Below are 23,404 nucleotides of genomic sequence, written 5' to 3' on the forward strand. Positions count from 1 at the left end.
AGACGGCGTGCCACATCTTCTGCGGTCAGCCCATGACAGTCCACATAGACGGCATCGGGCATACGGCCGGACAGCTCTTGCAGGAGTCCAGTTTTTCCGGCCCCCGCCTCTCCTCGGATTGCAAGGGTTTCGTACAAGCGATGCGGCTCGGCCAGCCAGGTCTCGACCCGCTCAACCGCTCGCTCAGGTGTCAGATGCACTTGGCCCTCAGTCCTCGCTTCCGCCTGCCGCGCCCTCGTAACTACCTAACGTAACTCATGGCTTCAGGAGATCAGCTGCTCCCCTGGACTGGCCCTACTGCGTTCATCCAGGCCCTCAGCCACTCGCCGCGATACTTCACCATTTGCTCGTCGGTGAGTGCCTTCACATGCTCACGCTCGGCGTTGTCGAGGGCCTTGCCCTGCCTCACCGCTTCCCGCTTCTCGGCAGGGCTCGCGTACTCGCCCTGTTGGGCAGCTGCTTCGTGCCCCATAGCCCCTTTTCGATAACCGATCCCGTACGATATGCGTAGATCACTCTTAGGGGGATTCATTCGCACTTCTTCGGGGCGGTTCTCGCGTGCTGTCTTTGTGCGTGCGCGGGGGGCTCCAGGATCGCGCTCCATGTCATGGCTGAGATAGTCCGAGCAGTTGGCCCCGCCGGTTCCCGTCCTGTCACCGCACGGCTCGAATTCGGTAAACAAGGCCACAGTCTTGAACCGGCCAGGGTGACTGGCTTCCACGCTCCTCATCCATTCTCCCAGATGTGGCTCCGAGTGATCGTGGTGGTAGCGATCACTCCCTGGGATCGAAGAGTCGATTACGTAGTTGACTTCGACTCTGTCGCCGACCTGTTCGTGAACCTCGAGTACGGCATAGTTCTTGCCTGACATGTCTGGTCGCATGTTGCCGTCTTTGTTTTGTTTCCAGAGTTTTTCGAACTCGTTCTCCTTCTTTTCCTTGTCTGCAGGGTCTGCACTATCCGCCTCGTGAGTTACGGCGTAATCGCGAGCTCGCGCGTCGGCTGGGGATTTGCTGTCGCCCTCCTTCATGCGCCGTACGTCGTGATTTTCGTGCATGGATACACCCGGGAGGGGGTTTATTTCGTTCTTGACCCCTTTGGGTCGGCGTCGTTCTGGGTCGCCGGCTATGGGGCTGTTGCCTGCAGCGTGAGCTTCATGGAATGTGTTACTGATGCGAGCGATACCCGCGACAACGGCCATCTTCTGCTCAGGGTTGAGTTTCCTGAACTTCTCGCCAAGAATCTTGTTGAGTTGCGACTGGCTTAGGCGTCCATTGCTGCGCGCTTCTTCCACAACGCGGGCCAGTGAGCCGTCTCTTGCCCATCGGTGGACGTTGTCGATGACTGGCCCGAGGTCTGTTTGTGATACATGGTGAGTTTCCCGAAGTATTCGTTGTGACTCTTCTAGGGGCATATCGAAGTGCGTGTGAGTAGCTGTTTGGCGCTCGCCGAACTCGGCTGACCCGCGCACTTCTTCTGCATGGAATCTAGAGGAGCCCTCGCCCGCAGGTTCTTGCGGTGCTCCGTGATGCGGGCCGGCGGGTGCGGCCGATGGCTGGCTGGGTGTGGCGTGATGACCTGCTGAGGGTGTGGCACCTGGACCTGGGCTGTTTGCGCTTCCACTGGGCGGCCGGTGGGGCGCTGTCTCGTTTGTGCGCAGGTCCGGGGCAGGAGACTGCCGAGGAAGGCCGCGATCGGTGGTCGGCTCGGTCGGTGCCGCATGGGGCCCGGGAGGTGTCGTGTCGTTCGTGACGGGGCGCGTGTCGGTGTTGGTGGAGCGGTCGGTCGGCGAAGGCGCCTGATGCTCACGGGTCGGATCGGCGGTGCCAGGGGTGGTGCGCGTGTCGGCCGCGTCGGTTCGGGTGGCGTTTTCCGGCGCCCGTTCGTCGCGCCGTGTGGGGGGCGTTGCGTGGTCGCCTTCGTATCCGTTGCCGCTCTCAGCGGTGGTGCGCGTGGGCCTGGGGCCCGACTCGTGTGTGGGCTCGGACGGATGGCGTGTTGAAGGCCCATCGGGCTTCGGTGTGTCCGCGTGAGTCGGCCCCTGCTCGGCCTTTGGTGAGCTGTCCTCAGTGTGCCTGTTGGTGTCGTCAGAGGAGTTTTCGTTCGGGGTGGTCGTGGCTTCCGGGTTGGTGTCGGTCTCGTCGGGGGTCTGCTTCGAGGTCTCGTCTGACGAGTGCGGTTCGGGGGCCTTGTGGTTCTCGTTCTGCTCGAAGGAGTTGTCGGACTCCTGGTGGTGAGTGCCGGTTCCCTCTTGGGGGTTGTCCGACTCGTTGTGGGAGGTGGTGGTGTCCGTCGGGGTGGGGTGGATCGGGTTGCGGTTGGCGTCGAGGGGGATGTGCCAGACGCGGTCCGCGTTGGGGATGTGGAGGGGCTGGTGGCTGACCTCTCCGCTCTGGGTGTCGATCCAGATGATGTTGCCGTGGTAGTTGACGGCGTTGAAGGCGTGGCCGCCTCCGCCCGGCCAGTCGACCTGGACGATGGCCGCGGCGCCGTGGCCGGCCTGGTGGAGGTCCCAGGCGATGCGGGCGGGGGTGTCGGGGTCGCTGCCGGTGCCGGCGTATGTGTGTTCCGCGCCCGACCACCGGATCTGGTTCGCGTTGGCGTTGTTCTCGGGTGACCAGAGGTCGGGGTTGCCGTGTTCGTCCAGGTCGAGGGTACGAGGGGCTGAGACCTGGGGGTTTCCGTACCAGGTCTCGAGGAAGGAGCGGGAGCAGTCGGCGCAGTTGTTGCTTCGGCCGGGGACCTGGTTGCCGCCGTCGTTCTGGAGTTGGGACCACTGGGCAAAGGGGTCCGGGAAGCGCTGCGGGGTGCCGTCGGGATTGTGCGGCACCGCGTTGACCAGCGCGTGCTGGTCGTCGGGGTGTGGTTCGGTCAGGCCACCGGGGTAGTGGTCCAGGTCGTTGCGGATGTCGTCCAGGCTGTCCTGGTGCGGGTGGTGCTGAGTGGACGGGCCGGGGTCGGCGTGGGGCGCGCCCGGTGGCTGCGGTGTGGCACTTGTCGCGTGTGGCGGCGGTGTCGCGCCGGGGACGACGGTGTGGATCGGGACCGGCGTCACCTGGTGGTGCTGGGGGTCGTGTGTTTTGTCCGTCCCGGATTCCGGCGTCTGTGACGTGTTGTGCTGGGAGGCCGGCTGCTGCGGGGCGTTCGGGTGCGGAGGGGCGCCGGGTGCCGTGCCCGCCGGCTGGTTCGGTGACCTGTTGGGGGTGGGGCGGGTGCCCGGCGGGTTCTGCGTGCCGGGAGTGCCGGATCCATTGGCGGCCTGGTTGCTCGGGTTCGAGGTCCGCTCCGGCCCGGTGCTGGACGAGGTGGGGGGCGGGGTGCTCTGACTCGGGCTCTGGTTCGTGGCTCGGTTCTGGGCCGGGTTCGAGTTGGGGTTCGAGCTGGGGTTCGGGGTGCGGCTCGTCCCCGAGTTCGGGTTCGAGTTCGAGTTGGAACTCGGGTCCGAGTTCGCGTTCGGGTTCTGGCCTCGGGTGGGTGTTGTCCGGGTGTCGGTTGCGTCAGGAGTGTTACGGGGGGCGGTGCGGTCGCCGGGTGTGGTGCTGGGGGTGTTGCGGGGGGCGGTGCGGTCGTCCGTGACGTTGCGGGGGGTCGTCCGGTCGTCCGCCCGGGGTGTCGTCCGGTCGTCCGTGCGAGGCGTGGTCCGGTCGCGGGGCGCCGTGCGGTCATCCGGGGTGTTCCGCGGTGCCGTGCGGTCGTCGGGGGTGGTGCGGGGCGGAGTCCGGTCGCCCGGTGTGGTGCCAGGCGTGCCGCGGGGCGCCGTCCGGCCGTCCGGGGCGGTGCCCGGCGTGCGCTGCGTCGGGATGCGGCCGTCCGGCGTGCCGGGGGTCCGCCGGTCGCTGGTGCCGGGTATTCGGCCGTCCCCCGCGCCGGATGTACGGCCGTCCGGCGTCGCGGCCTGGGGTGTCCGGGGCGTCGTCGAGGACGTGGGGCTGGGGGTGGACGCGGGACCGGTTCCCGTCGGCGAGGGGGTGCTGGGTGTGGTGGAGGACGGATTCCTCGTCGGACCCGGGCTGGAGGTCGGGCTGGTGGGGCCCGGCGTGGAGGAGGTGCTGCCGGGCGTGCTCGCGGCGGCGCGCGGGGCCGGCCCGCCGCTCGTCGTCGAAGGAGGCGTGGGCGAGGTCGGCATGCCCGAGTTGCCGTCCGGACGCCCGCCGGTTCCGCTGGGGGAGTGATCGGTCGCGGTGGGCGCGGGGGTGGCATGGGACTGGGTGGGGGCACTGGCGGCCAGGCTGTCGATCGACGTGCCGATCCCGCCGCCTCTGCCGCCACCCGGCGGGGACGCCGCGCCGCCGGACGACGCGTGGGTGGGTGTGGCGTGCGGGGTCGGTGAGGAGATACCGGACACCGAGGAGTGGCCGGCGCCGGTGGGGCCGGACGTGCTCGGAGCACCGGAGGAGGTGTCGGTGTTCGAGCCGTTGTGCGAGGCCCCGGCGGGTGAGGGGTCGTCGAAGTCCGCCAGCGACGTCGTATGCCTCGAGGTCGGGAGATCCGAGGAGGAAGGATTCTGCCCCGGCCCGGAGCCGGACCCGGAATCTGATCCCGAGTCGGTGCCGGGGTGGGAGTCCGGGCCCACGCCCACATCCGGCGTGTGAACGCCGACGCCCCCGGTGTCGGCGGATATCCCGCTGCCTATGTTCCTCCCTGGGCCCGAGTCCGAGTCCGAACGCGAACCCGAACCCGAATCCGAATTCGTGTCCGAGTGCCTCGACGACGAGTCCGATCCCGACGAGCCGGAGTCGTCGGACGACGTCGACGACGAGGAGCCGGACGAGGACCCCGAATCCGAGTCCGAGTCCGACGACGACCTCGACGAGGAGTCGGACCCCTCGTGTCCGCCGTCCCCACCGTCACCGTCCCCCGTACCCGACCCGTGGTAGCCGTCGATGCGGCTGTCGATGGCGTGGTGGAAGCGGTGGCCGGCCTTTTGGCCCAGGCTGTCGCGCACGCCCTCGGCCAGGGTCTGCGGGGTCTGCTTGATGGCATCCCAGCCGGCGTCCTTACCGGCCTTGACGGTCTGGCCGAGGTCGTAGCCCTGCTGGGCGCCGAAGCCGACGTTCACCGTCTGCCGGATGAGGTCGGTGATGATCGCCTCGATGGCCGAGATGGCGGGTTCCTTCATCGCCTCGACGATCGCTTCGATGAGCGCCTCTTTGAGCTCGTCGAGAAGGCGGCGCACGATCAGGCGAGTGACCTGGGTGGCGCCGAGCGCGCCGACTTCGGACAGGCCGAAGGTGAAGGGCGCGGCGGCCTGGGCGGCGGCGATCTCGAAGGCCAGGGCGATCAGCTGGGCGATCACCGCCCATTTGGCGAATACGACGAGGTAGGCGCAGGCTTCCATCACGTTTGCGATGGTGTAGGCGGCCTGTGCCGCATTCGCGAGGTAGCCGTCCGAGCCGTTGCCGCCGTCGAACTTGGCGTAGGTCTTGGTGAACTTGTCGATCGACTCGCCGGCGTTGTGGGCCACCACCGTCCTGGCGCTGGCGTTCGCCGAGGTGTGCAGCTCGTTGACGTCGTCGCCGAACTTCCGCCAGAGGGCAGCGGAGTCTCTGAGCTTGTCCTCGTCTGCCGTCGGCCAGCGGTAGCCGAGCATCTCGAGAACCCATTCGAGTTCGTCCGGCAGCATCATCGACACAGCACACACACCCCCGTCGCCAACCGGCGTCCAACTCCCTCACTCATCAAGGGAGATCGCGCATGGAACAGCCGTACGCACAGCTTACGTACTCACCCGCAGGCAACTTCAGTGGATTGCTGTCACAAATCTGTTGCAGGCCAAGCGGCTTGAAGTGGATGGACCAAGCCGCTTGGCGAGGACGGACGGACCAAGCCGCTTGTGCGACGACGGACGGACAAAGCCGCTTGTGCGACGACGGATCAGGTCTCTTGACGGTGACGGCGACCGATCAGGGATCAGGCCTCCTGGCGACGACGTATGTGGTGCGGCCCCGTCGGCATCTCCACCTGGCCGTCGTACTGAGTGGTGATCTTCTGCCAGGCGGCGTCCTCGTCGCCCTCGTTCCGCTCGTGCCGCACGCCCATCTCGGTGAAGGCCAGCCCCATCCCCGCGAGCCGTTCCGCCAGGCTTCCCATCGACTGGTACATGCCGTCGCGCAGGCCCTCGTAGGCGACCCCGAACTTCTCGCCGATGTCGTCGTCGCCCCACGGCGGGGTGGCCCCACTGCCGCCTTCGAGCGCGCCGAGGCCTTTCTGCAGGCGCTCCACCGCCTTGCCGAAGTTCTGGCCCACCGTGAACATGTTGAAGCCCTCGGCCTTGAGGACCGCGGGATCGGCGCGCAACCCGTCGTTACTCACAACTGCCCCCGTAAATCGACACTTGCTCGACGGGTAACCCTAGCGGGCGCACCGGGGTCGGACCCACCCCCGCTCCTCATCCCCTCCAACCCCACACACGCCGGAGGGGCGGCACCGGCAGGTGCCGCCCCTCCGAACGGGTCGCCGTACGTAGTGTGACAGAACGTCAGTAACGAGCCGGAAGCCACCCGGTCTGGATCAGCTGCCCCCCACGCCGGCGCGTGTGGAAGTACCCGCGTCCGGGCGGCAGCTGCGACGGTGTGATGTTGCCGAGCAGCGCGCCCTCCGTCCGGTCGCCGGAGAGCACGATGCCCTGGGCGCCCAGCTCACGCAGGCGCTGCATCACCGGCTCGTACAGCGACCGGCTGGCGCCGCCCGAGGAACGCGCGATGATGACGCGCAGGCCGATGTCCCGCGCGAAGGGAAGGTACTCGAGCAGCGGGGCCAGCGGGTTCATGCCCGTCGCCACCAGGTCGTAGTCGTCGACGATGACGAACGCGTCGGGGCTGCTGTACCAGCTGCGGTTGCGCAGCTGCTCGGGTGTGACGTCCGGGCCTGGCATACGACGGTGCATGGAGCCGGCCAGGCCCTCCAGTGTCTCCGTCAGGGCGGGCGCCGACGCGCAGTAGCGCGAGAGGTGCGACTCCGGCACACCCTCCAGGTGGGCGCGCCGGTAGTCACCCATGACGATCTTCGCCCGGTCCGGGCTGTAGCGCTCGGTGATCTGCTTGATGAGCAGCCTGAGCATCGCGGACTTCCCGGACTCGCTCTCACCGAACACGATGAAGTGCGGGTCGGTCTCGAAGTCCACGAAGACCGGCGCGAGGGCCGACTCGTCGATGCCGATGGCGACCCCGCGCTCCGGGTGCTGGAATCCTTGGGGCAGCCGGTCCGCCGGCAGGAGGGTGGGCAGCAGCCGAACGGAGGGGGCGTGGCCGCCCTGCCAGTTGTCGTTGACACCGCGGACCAGGATCGTCGTCGCCTCCGACAGGTCCTTCGTCTCCGAGGAGCCGTCGACTCGGGGCAGCGCCGTCATGAAGTGCAGCTTGTCCAGGCTGAGGCCGCGGCCCGGCATGGTGCTCGGAACGTTCTGGGCGACCTTGCGGTCGATCTCCGACTCGGTCGGATCGCCGAGCCGAAGCTCGATGCGGTTCTGAAGCATGTCCTTGAGCGCGGGCCGCACCTCGGTGTAACGGCTGGCGGTCAGGATCACGTGCACACCGAAGCCGAGACCGCGCGTCGCGATGTCGGTGACGGCCGCCTCCAGCAGCTCGTAGTCCATCTTGAAGGTCGCCCAGCCGTCGATGACGAGGAACACGTCACCCCAGGGCTGATCGGGCAGCAGCCCCGCGGCCCTGCGCTGGCGGTACGTCTGGATCGAGTCGATGTTGTTCGCGCGGAAGTACTCCTCGCGCGTGTTCAGGATGCCTTCGACCTCGCTGACCGTCCGGCGCACCTTCTCCGCGTCGAGCCGGTTTGCCACCCCGCCCACATGGGCCAGCTCCTCCATCGCGATCAGACTGCCACCGCCGAAGTCCAGGCAGTAGAACTGCACTTCGCTGGGCGTGTGGGTGAGGGCGAACGACGAGATGAGCGTGCGCAGCAGAGTCGACTTGCCGGACTGCGGACCGCCGATGAACAGACCGTGGCCCGCACCGCCGGAGAAGTCCCGGTACAGCACGTCGCGACGCTGCTCGAACGGCTTGTCCACCAGGCCGACCGGCACATTGAGCCGGCCGAGCGCCGTGTACTCGGGCGCGGTCAGGCCGCGCTCCGGGGTGACGGCCAGCTGGGGGAGAAGCTGGTCCAGCGAGGGTGCCTCCTCGAGCGGGGGCAGCCACACCTGGTGGGCGGGCGGTCCCTGGTTGACCATCCTGCCCACGATGACGTCCAGGACGGTGTCGGCGAGCGCGTCGTCCACCCCGTTGTCGGCCTCCGGCTCCTCGATCACCGGCTGCGCGGGCAGCGCCACATGTCCCGCCGTGAACAGCGCGGGCCGCAGCTGGGTGGAGCGGTTCACCCGGGACGGGCCCTCGCCGTGGTACGCCCCCGACACATACGCGGCCTTGAAGCGGACCATGGTGTCGGTGTCGTAGCGCAGATAGCCCGAGCCGGGGATAGACGGCAGATGGTAGGCGTCCGGGACACCGATCGCCGTACGCGACTCGGCGGCGGAGAAGGTGCGCAGACCGATCCGGTAGGACAGATAGGTGTCCAGACCGCGCAGCTTGCCCTCCTCCAGGCGCTGCGACGCGAGCAGCAGATGCACACCCAGCGAGCGGCCGATACGGCCGATCTGGATGAACATGTCGATGAAGTCCGGCTTGGCGGTGAGGAGTTCGGAGAACTCGTCGAGCACGATCACCAGCGAGGCCATCGGCTCCAGGGCGGCGCCCGCCGCCCGGGCCTTCTCGTAGTCGTGCAGATTGGCGTAGTTGCCCGCCGTGCGCAGCAGCTCCTGACGTCGCTGCATCTCACCCGTGATCGCGTCGCGCATACGGTCGACGAGCGTGAGGTCGTCCGCGAGGTTGGTGATGACGGCCGCGGTGTGCGGCATGTCCGCCATGCCCGCGAAGGTCGCACCGCCCTTGAAGTCCGCGAGGATGAAGTTCAGGGTCTCCGAGGAGTGCGTCACCGCCAGGCCGAGCACCAGCGTACGCAGGAGCTCCGACTTGCCGGATCCGGTCGCGCCGACGCACAGACCGTGCGGGCCCATACCCTCCTGCGAGGCCTCCTTGAGGTCGAGCATGACCGGCTCGCCGTTCTCGCCGACACCGATCGGCACACGCAGCCGTTCGTGCAGCGTGCGCGGACGCCAGGTGCGCGAGACGTCGACGGCACCCGCGTCGCCGATGCCCATGAGATCGGTGAAGTCGAGGTTGGACAGGAGGGGTTCGCCCTCCTCGGCGGTGCCGACCCGGAAGGGCGCGAGCTGCCGGGCCAGGGACTCGGCCTGCGCCGGGTTGAGCACATCGGGCTTGCCGGTGTACGCGGACTCGTGGCCGACGTACAGCCGCATGCTGTCGGTCTTCGCATAGACCGTCAGACCGGCTCGCAGCTCCTCCTCCAGCTCACCCGGGGCGATCTCGAGGAAGGTGACGCCCTGGAGGCCCTCGACACTGGCGAGTTCCGAGTCCGGCGGCACCGTGCCGCCGTCGAGCACCACGATCAGGTGCGGCTGGTCGTACACCGGGGTCGCGTCCCGGTTCCAGCGGGGCCTGTCCGCCAGCTGGTCCGCCAGCGCCTCCTCCAGCTCCCCGAGGTCGTCGAAGAGGAGCCGGGCCGAGCCCGCTCCGTCCTTGGCCTTCGGGTGCTGGGTGTGCGGAAGCCACTTGATCCAGTCCCAGTCTGCCGCCGCGGAGGGGTGCGCCACCACGGCGACCATCAGGTCCTCCGGCGAATGCAGCGTCGTCAGCTGGGCGAGGGCCGCGCGGGCGTTGCCGTAGACCGTGTCGGTGTCTCCGCACACCGTCACGTGGTAAAAGGCGCGCAGCGAGACGGAGACGGGCAGATCGGACAGGCTGCCGTGGGCGTCGAGGAAGGCCTTCATGGCCGCCGCGGTCAGCGGCTCGAGCTCCTCCTTGGGCGCGGTCTCCGGGGCTACGAGCGGAGTGTTCAGCTGCTGGGTGCCGCGGCCTATCCGTACGGAGGCGAAGTCCGCGTCGGTCGGGCGCCGCTCCCACAGCCGCCTGCCGTCGACCGCGATCGCCCACAGCTGCTCGGGGTCGGGATGCTGGAAGAGCTGGCTGCGCCGCTGCAGATCGGCGGTCTTGTGCACGTCCTTGCGGACCTGCTCGAGATAACGGAAGTAGTCACGCCGGTCCTGGGCCATCCCGGCCCCGCCGCCCTGCCGGGACTTGGCGAACTGGGCGATCGCCATGGCCAGGGTCGAGGCCAGCATCAGCCCGCCGACCACCCTCATGTAGGAGGGCAGACCCGGCATGAAGAAGAAGCCGACGGAACCCAGCATGCCCATCATGGGCAGCAGGGTCATCAGCATGCCCTCTTCGCCCTCTCGCGGAATCTCGGGCGGCGCCTCGAGTCTGACCTCGCCGTCCGGGACGACCGGGGGCGCTGTCCGCGGCGGCCGTTTGATGATGACGACGCTCACCGATGCACTCATCCTTCGCGATTGATACGTCTTGGCACCGACGCCCCCGTGTATCGCGACCTGTTCTCGTTCGCGTAGGCGTCGTCCGCGCAGGCGTCGATCCTACTGATGCGGGAAGTGGCCAAGAGCGTCAGGACGATGGAGATGCCTGGGGGGTCCTGGAGGAAAAGAGGTAGGCAGGCCCTGTGCCTCCGGCGGCAACGGATAGGGTGGCGCTCCGCGTCGCACGTGCGGCGTCAAGACGTGAAAAAGACGTGAAGAAGCCTTGTCTAGCAGGGGGAACTACCAGGTGAGCACGGGGACTTCGACGGGTTTCTGCCGAATCACCATCGCAGCGCCGGACAGCCGTGTCGATGTCGCGCTGCCGGAGGACCTGCCGATCCAGGACCTCTTTCCCGAGATTGTGAGGCTTTCGGGCCTGGTCCAGCCGGAGACCAGTCCCGCCGGCTACCACCTCGTACGCCGTGAGGGCCAAGTACTCGACGCGAGCCGGTCGTTGCTCGAACACCGGGTCCGGGACGGCGAGGTGCTGCTGCTGCGGACCTTCGCCGATTCGCTGCCGCCGGCCGTTCACGACGACGTGGTGGACGCGATCGCGGCCGCGGTCAAGCAGGACATGCGCAGCTGGAACGACAGCCTGATGCGGATGGCCGGTCTCGTCTCCGGCGCGCTGCTGCTGGTCATGCTGGGCTTCGTCTTCTGGTTCGCGGATCCGATACGGCACGACATGAACGGCCTTGAGGGCATCCTCGCCGGCGTGGTCGCACTGGGCCTGACGGCACTGGCCGGTGTGCGGGCCCGGGTGTACGACGATCGTGGATCCGCCGTCGCGCTCGGCGTCTCGGCCCTGCCGCACGCACTCATCGCGGGCTCCGGTGTCATCCCCCAGCACGCGGGCGAAGGCCCCGGCAGGATCCAGTTCCTCGTCGGCTGCGTCGCCGTGCTGCTCTTGTCCATCGTGCTGATCATGCTGCTGCCGCAGGGAGACGCACCCTTCGTGGCCGCGGCGCTGGCCGCCGCGATCGGCACGCTCGCGGTGTTCTGCGGTGTGCTCACCGACGCGCGGCCACGGGAGATCGCCGCGGGCACCTCGGTCGTCGCGCTGGCCGTCGTCGGTTTCCTGCCCGGCTGGTCGGCTCGCTTCGCCAAGCTGCCGATCGGTTTCCGCAACCCGGAGGACCTGGCCCGGGCCCGGCGTGAGGGCCGGGAGGGGGACCTGGAGGCCGTCGACGTCCAGCGCATCGTGGCCCAGACCAGCAGGGGCCACGAACTGCTGCTCGGACTGGTCGGTGGCTGCGCCGCGGTCGTCGTCGGCGCGAGCGGCGCGGTGCTCGGCTTCAGCGACAGCGGCTGGGCCCAGCTGCTGGCCCTGTGCACCGGCCTCGCCGCGATGCTGCGGGCCCGCCTGTTCCGGTACACCGCCCAGGTGACGTGCCTGTTCGTGGCCGGCGTCGTCACGCTCGGCCTGCTGGTCCTGGGTCTGGCGATCTCGCCCCCGACCGACATCCTCATCGAGCTGGCCCAGGGCAACTCCGGTCCCGTCGACATCCGGACCCTGTGGCTCGGCGCCTCGGTCGCGGCCGGAGTGCTGCTCCTGATCGCGATCGCCCTGATCGTGCCGCGGAAGGGGCTCTCACCGTTCTGGGGCCGCATGCTGGATCTCGCGGACTCCCTGGTGCTGCTCTCCCTGGTCCCGGTCTGCCTGGCCGTCCTCGACGTCTACGGCAAGGTCCGCGGCGGGGTTTGAGGGCCGCTCGGCGGCCGACGGCGCACGGGGCGGGCGAGAGCTGCGGGCGACGCGACACTTGCGGCAACCCGGACCCCGGGCCGGCGCGCCGAAGTGCGATGGTCGTCAGCACCACCGGCCGGCCATGGCGAGCGGGCACCCGGTGATCCCGAGAAGCGCGATCGGGCCGACGATTCTCGTCGTCGGCCCTGCCTTCACGGGCTTCGGCTTCCGGCTGCTGCGGCTCTTCGGCCTGTGACCTTGCGGCCTGCGACTCTGCGGCCTGTGACCTTGCGGCCCGTGCCCATGCGGCCTGCGACCCGGTCCTACCTGCCCCTTCCGGCCCCGGGCCGGGCCGTCGCTGCGGGGCTGGTACCCTGTGTGACGGCCGTTTGTGTACGCACCCCCGGACTCCGACCGAAGCCCCCCAAGGGCTGCCAGGGATCCGGAGGTCGCGCCCAGCGGATCCCCGCCTTCCGAGTCATGGAAGTTCTCCTGAGCAGAAGACCAGGGGCACTCGGTGGCATTTATGAAGACTACGAGGAGTACGCGTGTCGCTCGACGCCGCTACGAAGAAGCAGATCATGTCCGAGTTCGGTACCAAGGAGGGTGACACCGGCTCCCCCGAGGTCCAGGTCGCGCTGCTGTCCCGCCGTATCTCGGACCTGACCGAGCACCTCAAGACCCACAAGCACGACCACCACTCCCGCCGTGGTCTGCTGATCCTGGTCGGTCAGCGTCGCCGCCTGCTGCAGTACCTGGCCAAGAAGGACATCCAGCGCTTCCGTACGCTGGTCGACCGCCTCGGCATCCGCCGCGGTGCGGCGGGCGCCAGGTAAGACGCCGTGAAGGGAGCGGTTCCCGCGCCAAGGGGGCCGCTCCCTTTGCTGTACGTGCGGACTGTCACCACCGCTTTGTAGTGTGGTAGCACAACGCAAGACGTACGACACGGTGCGAGTGGCACCCGGAGGTACCGGGCGGGCACCCGCACACCGAACGAGGAGAAGCGCACCTCGCCGCCGCCGGTCCTCGGTAGTGGCCCCCGGGAGCAAGCGAGCCCCGGGTGCTTCGATCGAAGACCGGCCCGCACCAGACGGCGCGCTTCTCCGCCAGCGTCCCCCTGCCACACGGGCAGCCAGGGACGAAGACGAGGAGAAAACGCTAGTGGAGAACGAGACCCACTACGCCGAGGCCGTCATCGACAACGGCTCATTCGGCACCCGTACCATCCGCTTCGAGACGGGCCGCCTGGCCAAGCAGGCCGCCGGCTCCGCCGTCGCGTATCTGGACGACGAGACGATGGTCCTGTCGGCCACCACCGCGTCCAAGAGCCCCAAGGAACAGCTCGACTTCTTCCCGCTGACGGTCGACGTCGAGGAGCGGATGTACGCGGCCGGGAAGATCCCCGGTTCCTTCTTCCGCCGTGAGGGCCGTCCGTCCGAGGACGCCATCCTCACCTGCCGGCTCATCGACCGCCCGCTGCGCCCGTCCTTCAAGAAGGGCCTGCGCAACGAGATCCAGGTCGTCGCCACCATCATGGCGCTCAACCCCGACCACCTGTACGACGTCGTGGCGATCAACGCCGCCTCCGCGTCCACGCAGCTGGCCGGTCTGCCCTTCTCCGGCCCGATCGGCGGCGTCCGCGTCGCACTGATCGGCGGCCAGTGGGTCGCCTTCCCGACGCACACCGAGCTGGAGGACGCCGTCTTCGACATGGTCGTCGCGGGCCGCGTCCTGGAGGACGGCGACGTCGCGATCATGATGGTCGAGGCCGAGGCCACCGAGCACACCATCAAGCTCACCCAGAACGGCGCCGAGGCCCCCACCGAGGAGGTCGTCGCCGCCGGTCTGGATGCCGCGAAGCCCTTCATCAAGGTGCTGGTCAAGGCCCAGGCGGACCTCGCCGCGAAGGCCGCCAAGCCGACCGCCGATTTCCCGATCTTCCTCGACTACCAGGACGACGTCCTGGAGGCGCTGACCGCCGCCGTCCGCCCCGAGCTGGCCCAGGCGCTCACCATCGCCGGCAAGCAGGAGCGCGAGACGGAGCTCGACCGCGTCAAGCAGCTCGCCGCCGAGAAGCTCCTGCCGGAGTTCGAGGGCCGCGAGAAGGAGATCTCCGCCGCGTACCGCGCGCTGACCAAGGCCCTGGTCCGCGAGCGCGTCATCAAGGAGAAGAAGCGCATCGACGGCCGCGGTGTCACCGACATCCGCACCCTGGCCGCCGAGGTCGAGGCCATCCCGCGGGTGCACGGCTCGGCGCTGTTCGAGCGTGGCGAGACCCAGATCCTGGGCGTCACCACGCTGAACATGCTGCGCATGGAGCAGCAGCTCGACACCCTCTCCCCGGTGACGCGCAAGCGCTACATGCACAACTACAACTTCCCGCCGTACTCCACGGGTGAGACCGGCCGCGTCGGCTCCCCGAAGCGCCGCGAGATCGGCCATGGCGCCCTCGCCGAGCGCGCCTTGGTCCCGGTGCTGCCGGCGCGCGAGGAGTTCCCCTACGCGATCCGTCAGGTGTCCGAGGCCCTCGGTTCCAACGGCTCGACGTCCATGGGTTCGGTGTGCGCCTCCACCATGTCGCTGCTGAACGCCGGTGTGCCGCTGAAGGCCCCGGTCGCCGGTATCGCCATGGGCCTGATCTCCCAGGAGGTCGACGGCGAGACGCACTACGTGACGCTGACCGACATCCTCGGCGCCGAGGACGCCTTCGGCGACATGGACTTCAAGGTCGCCGGCACCAAGGAGTTCGTGACCGCCCTCCAGCTCGACACCAAGCTGGACGGCATCCCGGCCTCCGTCCTGGCCGCCGCGCTGAAGCAGGCACGTGACGCGCGTCTGCACATCCTCGACGTGATGACGGAGGCCATCGACCGTCCGGACGAGATGTCCCCGACGGCCCCGCGGATCATCACCGTCAAGATCCCGGTCGACAAGATCGGTGAGGTCATCGGCCCCAAGGGCAAGATGATCAACCAGATCCAGGAGGACACCGGCGCCGAGATCACGATCGAGGACGACGGCACGATCTACATCGGCGCGGCCGACGGCCCGTCCGCCGAGGCCGCTCGCGCGTCGATCAACGCCATCGCCAACCCGACCATGCCGGAGGTCGGCGAGCGCTACCTGGGCACGGTCGTGAAGACGACCACCTTCGGCGCGTTCGTCTCGCTGCTGCCGGGCAAGGACGGTCTGCTGCACATCTCGCAGATCCGCAAGCTCGCCGGCGGCAAGCGCGTGGAGAACGTCGAGGACGTGGTCGGCGTGGGCCAGAAGGTCCAGGTCGAGATCGCCGAGATCGACTCCCGCGGCAAGCTCTCCCTCATCCCCGTGATCGAGGGCGAGGAAGCGGCCGACGAGGCGAAGGACGACACCGACAAGTGACGTCCCGTGGCTCCAAGGCGACGGCCCGCACCTCCTCGGAGGCGCGGGCCGTCGCCCGTACCCAAACCCTCATCAAGGGCATGAACGGCATCGGTACCGTCCGCAAGACCACCCTCCCGGGTGGGCTGCGCGTCGTGACCGAGACCCTGCCCTCGGTGCGCTCCGCCACCTTCGGCATCTGGGCGCATGTCGGCTCCCGCGACGAGACGCCGGCCCTGAACGGTGCCACGCACTACCTCGAGCACCTCCTTTTCAAGGGCACGCAGCGACGCAGTGCGCTGGACATCTCGGCCGCGATCGACGCGGTCGGCGGCGAGATGAACGCGTTCACGGCGAAGGAGTACACGTGCTACTACGCGCGCGTACTCGACACCGATCTGCCGCTGGCGATCGACGTCGTCTGCGACATGCTCACCGGCTCGCTGATCCGCGAGGAGGACGTCGACGTCGAGCGCGGCGCGATCCTCGAGGAGATCGCGATGACGGAGGACGACCCGGGCGACTGTGTGCACGACCTGTTCGCGCACACGATGCTCGGCGACACCCCGCTCGGCCGCCCGGTCCTCGGCACGGTGGACACGGTCAACGCCCTGTCCGCGGACCGTATCCGCCGTTTCTACCGGAAGCACTACGACCCCACGCACCTGGTGGTCGCGTGCGCCGGCAACGTCGACCACAACAAGGTCGTACGCCAGGTGCGTGCCGCCTTCGAGAAGGCCGGCGCGCTCACGCGGTCGGACGCCGCGCCCCTCGGACCGCGCGACGGCCGCCGCGCCATCCGCACCGCCGGCCGGGTGGAGCTGCTGTCCCGCAAGACCGAGCAGGCGCACGTCGTCCTCGGCATGCCTGGCCTCGGCCGCACCGACGAGCGCCGCTGGGCCCTCGGGGTGCTGAACACGGCGCTCGGCGGCGGCATGTCGTCCCGCCTGTTCCAGGAGGTCCGGGAGAAGCGGGGCCTCGCCTACAGCGTGTACTCGTACACGTCCGGCTTCGCCGACTGCGGCCTCTTCGGCGTGTACGCGGGCTGCCGCCCGAGCCAGGTGCACGACGTGCTGAAGATCTGCCGTGACGAGCTGGACCACGTGGCCGAGCACGGCCTGTCCGACGACGAGATCGCCCGTGCCATCGGTCAGCTGCGCGGGTCCACGGTGCTCGGGCTGGAGGACACCGGCGCGCTGATGAACCGTATCGGCAAGAGCGAGCTGTGCTGGGGCGACCAGATGTCCGTGGACGACATGCTGGCGCGGATAGCCGCGGTCACCCCGGACGACGTCCGGTCCGTGGCCCGGGACGTCCTCGGACAGCGGCCCTCGCTGTCGGTCATCGGCCCACTGAAGGACAAGCAGGCGTCCCGTCTGCACGACGCGGTCGCGTAATCCCCTGCGGTAAGGAAGCAAGAGAGATGAGCAAGCTGCGCGTGGCGGTCCTGGGCGCCAAGGGCCGGATCGGTGCGGAGGCGGTACGGGCCGTCGAAGCCGCCGAGGACATGGAACTGGTGGCCGCCCTCGGCCGGGGCGACAGGCTGGAGAGCCTCGTCGACACGGGCGCCCAGGTGGCGGTGGAGCTGACCACGCCGGCCTCGGTGATGGGCAACCTCGACTTCTGCGTACGGCACGGCATCCACGCCGTGGTGGGCACGACGGGCTGGACCGACGAGCGCCTCGCACAGCTGAGGGGCTGGCTGGCCCAGTCGCCGGAGACGGGCGTTCTCATCGCCCCGAACTTCTCCATCGGCGCTGTGCTGACCATGAAGTTCGCCGAGGCGGCCGCCCCGTACTTCGAGTCCGTCGAGGTCATCGAGCTGCACCACCCGAACAAGGTGGACGCCCCCAGCGGCACCGCCACGCGCACCGCGCAGCTGATCGCCGCCGCCCGGCAGCAGGCGGGCAGCGCCCCTCAGCCCGACGCGACGGTGACGGCCCTGGACGGCGCCCGCGGGGCGAGTGTCGACGGCGTCCCGGTGCACGCGGTCCGCCTGCGCGGCCTGCTCGCCCACCAGGAGGTGCTGCTCGGCGGCGAGGGCGAGACCCTCACCATCCGCCATGACTCGCTGCACCACAGCAGCTTCATGCCGGGCATCCTGCTCGGCACCCGCCGCGTCGTGACCACCCCGGGCCTCACCTTCGGCCTGGAGCACTTCCTCGACCTGAAGTAGCCGTCCATGCGCGCGAAGATCACCTACGCCGTCACGGCCGCCGTCCTGGTCGTCTACTTCGTCCTGGTCGGCAGCCGTGGTGTGCTCCTGATCCAGAACGGCACCGCGGTCACCGTCCCCTTCGGTATCGCGGTGCTGGTCCTGCCGGTCATCGGTGTCTGGTTCCTGTGGAAGAACACGCAGTTCGTCCGCAAGGCCAACCGGCTCGCCGCCGAGCTGGACGCCGAGGGCGGTCTGCCCGTCGACGAGCTCAGGCGCACCCCCAGCGGCCGGATCGACCGTGAGTCGGCCGACGAGGTCTTCGCCCGGCGCAGGGCGGAGACGGAGGCGGACCCGGACGACTGGCGCAGCTGGTTCCGGCTGGCCATCGCCTACCACGACGCCCATGACACGCCCCGCGCCCGCAAGGCGATGCAGCGGGCGATCGCCCTGCGCGAGGGCAAGCCGGTCGCATCCTGAGGGCCGCGTGGGCCGACGGAGGGCTTGTATGCACCTCGAGGGGCCGTACCGCATCCGCGGGCGGCCCCCTTCGTCGTCGTGCCTCAGGCCCGGTCGTGCCTCAGGCCGCGGTGGCGCCTCAGACCCGGCCGTACTCCGCGGCCCACGCCTCGACCGTGTCCGCCGCCCGGTCGAAGGCCTCCGGGCGCGCCAGGAAGTCGGCGCCGTGCGTGGTCAGCAGGGGCGGCAGTTCCTCGGCCGGACGGTCCTTGCGTACGAGGACCAGCGCCTGCCCCTGCACCGTGCGCGGAAGCCCGAGCCAGCGCACCGGCTGCTGCACCGTCCGCACCGAGACGACCCGCTCCCAGGGCGCCGTACGCGTCCCGAAGAAGGCCACCCGGCGCAGCCCGCGCGCGCTCACCCACACACCCATGCGCAGCAGCCGCAGGGCTCCGGCGACGACGACCAGCGCGATGGCGAGGACCGTGGCGGCGCCGGAGAGCGTGCCGGTGAGCGCGATGATGACGGCCGCGAAGAGCAGGTACGAGGCCAGGAGCAGCAGGAGCGCGGCCGAGCCCACCCGCCACGGACCGGGGCGGTAGGGGCGCCGCCAGCGGTCGCGGTCGTCGTACGGCAGCGGAAGATCGTCCGCTGCCTGCTCGTAAGCACGGTCGGCCGTCAGGAAGGACAGGGACACGGCTGATCCTCACTCGGTCATGGGGCTGTGCCCGGTGAGGCTATCGAGCCATGTCCTCGCCCACCACCCTTGGGGGGCCGGGGGAGTGCCCCCGCGCCGACCGGACGGCGGGAGCGCGTCAGCGTCCGTCCGAGGCCTCGGAGTGCTGCGTGGCCGCGGGTGACTGGTGCGCCAACGAGGGCGTGCCTATGACGAGAGCGCCCACGAGGCCGGCCACGATGGTGAGCCCCGTGAGCCAGCGCCCGGCTATCTGACCGACCGAGGCACGCTGGCGGGGCGGGGGAGTGACATTGCTGCGGAACGAGTCGGCTTCGGCGAGGAAGGCGAACGGTACGGGTTCGCGCCGACGGAACATGGGGAGCGCATCTCCTCTTGGTGGCTTGTAGGGACCGGGGGTCCCCCGGGCTTGCTGAAGACCGGGTGACCCGAACGGGGCATCGTCACTCATACAGACGCGCGGAAGCGGCGGATGGTGCCCCCTTTCGCCGATTTCGCCGAACTTCGCCGACGAATGTCGTGGCCCGGCACCGAACGCCCCGTTGTCGGTGCCGGGCCGTAGAGTGGGCGCCGCCCGAGCCTGTGATGGGAAGGATCTTCCACGCCGTGACCGACACCCCCGCCGACGACCTCAAGCCCAGCTTCCGCAGCGACGTCACCGTCGAGCTGGTCAAGCACAGCGCGGCCGACTCCGATGTGCTGTGGGCCGCCCGTGTCTCCACCGCCGGCGAGCAGTCCCTCGACGAGTTGAGGAAGGACCCGGAGCGCTCCAAGGGGCTGATCAACTACCTGATGCGGGACCGGCACGGAAGCCCGTTCGAGCACAACTCGATGACGTTCTTCATCAGCGCCCCGATCTTCGTCTTCCGCGAGTTCATGCGGCACCGCGTGGGCTGGTCGTACAACGAGGAGAGCGGGCGCTACCGCGAGCTCCAGCCCGTCTTCTACGTCCCCGGCGAGTCCCGCAAACTCGTGCAGCAGGGCCGCCCCGGGCAGTACAGGTTCGTCGAGGGCACTCAGGCGCAGCAGGAGCTGGTCGGCCGCGTCATGGAGGACGCGTACGTACACGCGTACGAGGCGTACCAGGAGATGCTCGCGGCAGGAGTCGCCCGCGAGGTCGCCCGTTCGGTCCTCCCGGTCGGCATGTTCTCGTCGATGTACGCGACCTGCAACGCTCGCTCGCTGATGCACTTCCTCGGCCTGCGCACCCAGCACGAGCTGGCCAAGGTGCCCTCCTTCCCGCAGCGGGAGATCGAGATGGTCGGCGAGAGGATGGAGGCGGAGTGGGCCAAGCTCATGCCCCTCACCTATGCCGCCTTCAACGCCAACGGGCGCGTGGCGCCGTAATACGGCGCCTGTTCACCGGCCGGGTACAGATGTGCGGTCAGCCGAGCGAAGTGTCCGTATTGCGGCATTTCGCGAAGTTCATCTAGCCTGATCAAACGGACCCGGCACTGCTTGAACCCCCGAGCAGGCAGTGCCGGGTTCCCCCTTTGTCAGGACTTTCCCCGAACCCCGAGGGCAGACCTCGCCCTGAGCAACGAGTAGCGTGTATGCCATGGCTCCGACCTCCACTCCGCAGATCCCCTTCGGGCGGATCCTCACCGCCATGGTCACGCCGTTCACGGCGGACGGCGCACTCGACCTCGACGGCGCGCAGCGGCTCGCCACCCACCTGGTGGACGCAGGCAACGACGGCCTGATCATCAACGGCACCACCGGCGAGTCCCCCACCACCAGTGACGCGGAGAAATCGGAGCTCGTCCGAGCAGTCCTGGAGGCGGTCGGCGACCGCGCCCACATCATCGCCGGTGTCGGCACCAACGACACCCACCACAGCATCGAACTGGCGCGCGCGGCGCAGAAGGCCGGCGCACACGGACTGCTGACTGTGACGCCGTACTACAACAAGCCCCCTCAGGAAGGCCTGTTCCGGCACTTCAAGGCCATCGCCGACGCCACCGAGCTGCCCGTCATGCTCTACGACATCCCGGGCCGCAGCGGCGTGCCGATCACCACCGAGACCATCGTCCGCCTGGCCGAGCACCCCCGGATCGTCGCCAACAAGGACGCCAAGGGCGACCTCGGCCGCGCCAGCTGGGCCATCGCCCAGTCCGGCCTCGCCTGGTACTCCGGCGACGACATGCTCAATCTGCCCCTGCTCTCGGTGGGTGCGGTGGGCTTCGTCTCGGTCGTCGGCCATGTCGTCACGCCGGAGCTGCGGGCGATGGCCGAGGCTCACGTCAGCGGCGACGTCCAGAAAGCCCTGGAGATCCACCAGAAGCTGCTCCCGGTGTTCACCGGCATGTTCCGCACCCAGGGCGTCATGACCACCAAGGCCGCGCTCGCGCTCCAAGGGCTGCCCGCAGGACCGCTGCGCCCGCCCATGGTCGAGCTCTCGCCCGAGGAGATCGCCCAGCTCAAGATCGATCTTGCTGCCGGCGGGGTAGAGCTCTGACAAAGACTTCACAACTGAATAGGCAGGACCAAGGTGCCTGCACCCCACACGACAACTGCTTTTGCACGAACGTCACGCGCGCCACGTGCCCCTACCGGTACGTGGCGTGCGTGGTGAGGAGAGTCTTTTGAGTCATCCGCATCCTGAACTCGGCCCGCCGCCGAAGCTCCCTGAAGGCGGCCTGAGGGTCACCCCGCTCGGCGGCCTCGGGGAAATCGGCCGGAACATGACCGTCTTCGAGTACGGCGGCCGTCTGCTCATCGTCGACTGCGGAGTGCTCTTCCCTGAGGAGGAGCAGCCCGGAATCGACCTGATCCTGCCGGACTTCTCGTCCATCCGCGATCGTCTCGACGACGTGGAGGGCATCGTCCTCACGCACGGCCACGAGGACCACATCGGAGGCGTGCCGTTCCTGCTGCGGGAGAAGCCGGACATCCCGCTGATCGGCTCCAAGCTGACCCTCGCACTGATCGAGGCGAAGCTCCAGGAGCACCGCATCCGTCCGTACACCCTCGAGGTCGCCGAGGGCGGGCGGGAGCGGGTCGGCCCCTTCGACTGCGAGTTCATCGCGGTCAACCACTCCATTCCGGACGCTCTCGCGGTCGCGATCCGCACCCCCGCCGGCATGGTCGTCCACACTGGCGACTTCAAGATGGACCAGTTGCCGATGGACAACCGTCTGACCGACCTCCACGCGTTCGCACGGCTGAGTGAGGAAGGCATCGACCTTCTCCTCACGGACTCCACCAACGCCGAGGTCCCCGGGTTCACCCCGCACGAGCGCGACATCTCCAACGTCCTGCGCCAAGTCTTCGCGGGCGCCCGCAAGCGGATCATCGTGGCGAGTTTCGCCAGCCACGTCCACCGCATTCAGCAGATTCTGGACGCCGCGCACGAGCACGGCCGCCGGGTCGCCTTCGTGGGCCGCTCCATGGTCCGCAACATGGGCATCGCCCGGGACCTCGGGTACCTGAAGGTGCCGCCCGGTCTGGTGGTGGACGTCAAGACACTGGACGACCTGCCCGACAACGAAGTCGTGCTCGTGTGCACGGGCTCGCAGGGCGAGCCGATGGCGGCCCTGTCACGGATGGCGAACCGGGACCACCAGATCCGCATCGTCCAGGGCGACACGGTGATCCTGGCGTCCTCGCTGATCCCGGGCAACGAGAACGCGGTGTACCGCGTGATCAACGGCCTGACCCGCTGGGGCGCCAACGTCGTCCACAAGGGCAACGCCAAGGTGCACGTCTCCGGCCACGCGTCCGCGGGCGAGCTGCTGTACTTCTACAACATCTGCCGCCCGAAGAACCTGATGCCGGTCCACGGCGAATGGCGCCATCTGCGGGCCAACGCCGAACTGGGCGCGCTCACGGGTGTCCCGCACGACCGGATCGTCATCGCCGAGGACGGCATCGCCGTCGACCTCGTCGAGGGCAAGGCGAGGATCTCCGGCAAGGTCCAGGCCGGATACGTGTACGTCGACGGCCTCTCGGTCGGTGACGTGGGGGAGCCGGCACTCAAGGACCGCAAGATCCTCGGCGACGAGGGCATCATCTCGGTCTTCGTGGTCGTGGACTCCTCGACGGGCAAGATCACGGGCGGCCCCCATGTCCAGGCCCGTGGCTCGGGCATCGAGGACTCCGCGTTCGGCGACGTGATCCCGAAGATCACGGAGGTGCTGGAGCGGTCCGCTCTGGACGGCGTGGTCGAGCCCCACCAGCTGCAACAGCTCATCCGACGGACCCTCGGCAAGTGGGTCTCGGACACCTACCGTCGCAGGCCGATGATCCTGCCTGTGGTGGTCGAGGTCTGACACTCCGTCAAGTCCTCACGCACGTGAACCTGGAGCGAGGCCCCTCGATTTGCATCGGGGCGCCTCGCTCCAGTACGTTTACGGCTCCGCCAGCGGGGGAACCCGGCGCCACCGAGCGTCAGGGACCGGCCCCGGCAGGGTGGAAATTCCGGCTCAGAACCTCTGATAAAGTCGGAGCCGCCGAAAAGGGAAACGCGAGAGCGGGAACCTGGAAAGCGCCGAGGAAATCGGGTCGAGAAAAGATCTGATAGAGTCGGAAACACCGAAGGGAAGCGCCCGGAGGAAAGCCTGAGAGAGTCTCTCGGGTGAGTAC

At 68.8% G+C, this 23,404-nt stretch carries 14 protein-coding genes; 9 read left to right on the top strand and 5 right to left on the bottom strand.

Annotation, left to right across the window (positions count from 1 at the left end):
• Positions 1-271 precede the first annotated feature (271 nt).
• From ABZ876_RS34775 to eccCa, 3 genes are all read right to left on the bottom strand, one after another.
• Positions 272-5,626: a toxin glutamine deamidase domain-containing protein gene (locus ABZ876_RS34775; protein WP_361789329.1), complete on the bottom strand. Its 5,355-nt coding sequence runs from the start codon at positions 5,624-5,626 to the stop codon at positions 272-274.
• A 284-nt stretch (positions 5,627-5,910) separates the two neighbouring features.
• Positions 5,911-6,312 carry a hypothetical protein gene (locus tag ABZ876_RS34780; RefSeq protein ID WP_361789307.1) on the bottom strand — a complete coding sequence of 134 codons (402 nt, stop codon included), beginning with the start codon at positions 6,310-6,312 and terminating at the stop codon, positions 5,911-5,913.
• Between the two features lie 166 nt (positions 6,313-6,478).
• Positions 6,479-10,423 (bottom strand): type VII secretion protein EccCa, encoded by a 3,945-nt coding sequence (eccCa, locus tag ABZ876_RS34785; RefSeq protein WP_361789309.1) that lies wholly within the window; start codon positions 10,421-10,423, stop codon positions 6,479-6,481.
• A 289-nt stretch (positions 10,424-10,712) separates the two neighbouring features.
• Here eccCa and eccD point away from each other — a divergent pair, with 289 nt between their 5' ends.
• The 6 genes from eccD (at position 10,713) to ABZ876_RS34815 (ending at position 18,147) form a co-directional block, all read left to right on the top strand.
• Positions 10,713-12,170 carry a type VII secretion integral membrane protein EccD gene (gene eccD / locus ABZ876_RS34790; protein WP_361789311.1) on the top strand — a complete coding sequence of 486 codons (1,458 nt, stop codon included), beginning with the start codon at positions 10,713-10,715 and terminating at the stop codon, positions 12,168-12,170.
• Between the two features lie 530 nt (positions 12,171-12,700).
• Positions 12,701-12,988: a 30S ribosomal protein S15 gene (rpsO, locus tag ABZ876_RS34795; RefSeq protein WP_190193894.1), complete on the top strand. Its 288-nt coding sequence runs from the start codon at positions 12,701-12,703 to the stop codon at positions 12,986-12,988.
• A gap of 325 nt (positions 12,989-13,313) precedes the next feature.
• Entirely contained in the window at positions 13,314-15,533 is a 2,220-nt protein-coding gene (locus ABZ876_RS34800; protein WP_361789312.1) for a polyribonucleotide nucleotidyltransferase, read from the top strand.
• The gene (locus tag ABZ876_RS34805) at positions 15,530-16,909 is read left to right on the top strand and encodes a pitrilysin family protein (protein ID WP_361789313.1); all 1,380 of its coding nucleotides are present in this window, start codon (positions 15,530-15,532) and stop codon (positions 16,907-16,909) included. The genes ABZ876_RS34800 and ABZ876_RS34805 overlap by 4 nt, the downstream gene beginning before the upstream one ends.
• A 26-nt stretch (positions 16,910-16,935) precedes the next feature.
• On the top strand, positions 16,936-17,688 hold the full coding sequence (gene dapB / locus ABZ876_RS34810) for a 4-hydroxy-tetrahydrodipicolinate reductase (protein ID WP_361789315.1): 753 nt from the start codon (positions 16,936-16,938) through the stop codon (positions 17,686-17,688).
• 6 nt (positions 17,689-17,694) lie between these two features.
• Positions 17,695-18,147, top strand: a complete 453-nt coding sequence (locus ABZ876_RS34815; protein WP_361789317.1) for a tetratricopeptide repeat protein — start codon at positions 17,695-17,697, stop codon at positions 18,145-18,147.
• A gap of 118 nt (positions 18,148-18,265) precedes the next feature.
• Here the strand turns inward: ABZ876_RS34815 and ABZ876_RS34820 are convergent, their stop codons facing one another.
• Both ABZ876_RS34820 and ABZ876_RS34825 read right to left on the bottom strand, forming a co-directional pair.
• Entirely contained in the window at positions 18,266-18,823 is a 558-nt protein-coding gene (locus ABZ876_RS34820; protein WP_361789319.1) for a PH domain-containing protein, read from the bottom strand.
• Between the two features lie 118 nt (positions 18,824-18,941).
• Positions 18,942-19,178, bottom strand: coding sequence for a hypothetical protein (locus ABZ876_RS34825; RefSeq protein ID WP_361789321.1), 237 nt, complete (start codon positions 19,176-19,178; stop codon positions 18,942-18,944).
• A gap of 248 nt (positions 19,179-19,426) precedes the next feature.
• Between ABZ876_RS34825 and thyX the strand changes: the two genes are divergently transcribed.
• The 3 genes from thyX (at position 19,427) to ABZ876_RS34840 (ending at position 23,091) form a co-directional block, all read left to right on the top strand.
• The gene (thyX, locus tag ABZ876_RS34830) at positions 19,427-20,167 is read left to right on the top strand and encodes an FAD-dependent thymidylate synthase (RefSeq protein ID WP_361789323.1); all 741 of its coding nucleotides are present in this window, start codon (positions 19,427-19,429) and stop codon (positions 20,165-20,167) included.
• Between the two features lie 211 nt (positions 20,168-20,378).
• A complete protein-coding gene (gene dapA, locus ABZ876_RS34835) occupies positions 20,379-21,278 on the top strand; it encodes a 4-hydroxy-tetrahydrodipicolinate synthase (RefSeq protein ID WP_361789325.1) in 900 nt (299 codons plus the stop codon).
• A 127-nt stretch (positions 21,279-21,405) separates the two neighbouring features.
• Complete coding sequence (locus ABZ876_RS34840; protein WP_361789327.1) at positions 21,406-23,091, top strand: ribonuclease J; 1,686 nt, start codon at positions 21,406-21,408, stop codon at positions 23,089-23,091.
• The last annotated feature ends 313 nt before the right edge of the window (positions 23,092-23,404 follow it).

Origin of the sequence: Streptomyces sp. NPDC046931 (genome assembly GCF_040644655.1) — a bacterium.
In the GTDB taxonomy this organism is placed as follows: Bacteria; Actinomycetota; Actinomycetes; order Streptomycetales; family Streptomycetaceae; genus Streptomyces.

Excerpts from the sequence above, each read along its gene's own strand:
- dapA (WP_361789325.1), top strand. The coding sequence starts at position 20,379 with ATGGCTCCGACCTCCACTCCGCAGATCCCCTTCGGGCGGATCCTCACC.
- dapB (WP_361789315.1), top strand. The coding sequence starts at position 16,936 with ATGAGCAAGCTGCGCGTGGCGGTCCTGGGCGCCAAGGGCCGGATCGGT.
- ABZ876_RS34825 (WP_361789321.1), bottom strand. The coding sequence starts at position 19,178 with ATGTTCCGTCGGCGCGAACCCGTACCGTTCGCCTTCCTCGCCGAAGCC.
- ABZ876_RS34775 (WP_361789329.1), bottom strand. The coding sequence starts at position 5,626 with ATGATGCTGCCGGACGAACTCGAATGGGTTCTCGAGATGCTCGGCTAC.
- ABZ876_RS34815 (WP_361789317.1), top strand. The coding sequence starts at position 17,695 with ATGCGCGCGAAGATCACCTACGCCGTCACGGCCGCCGTCCTGGTCGTC.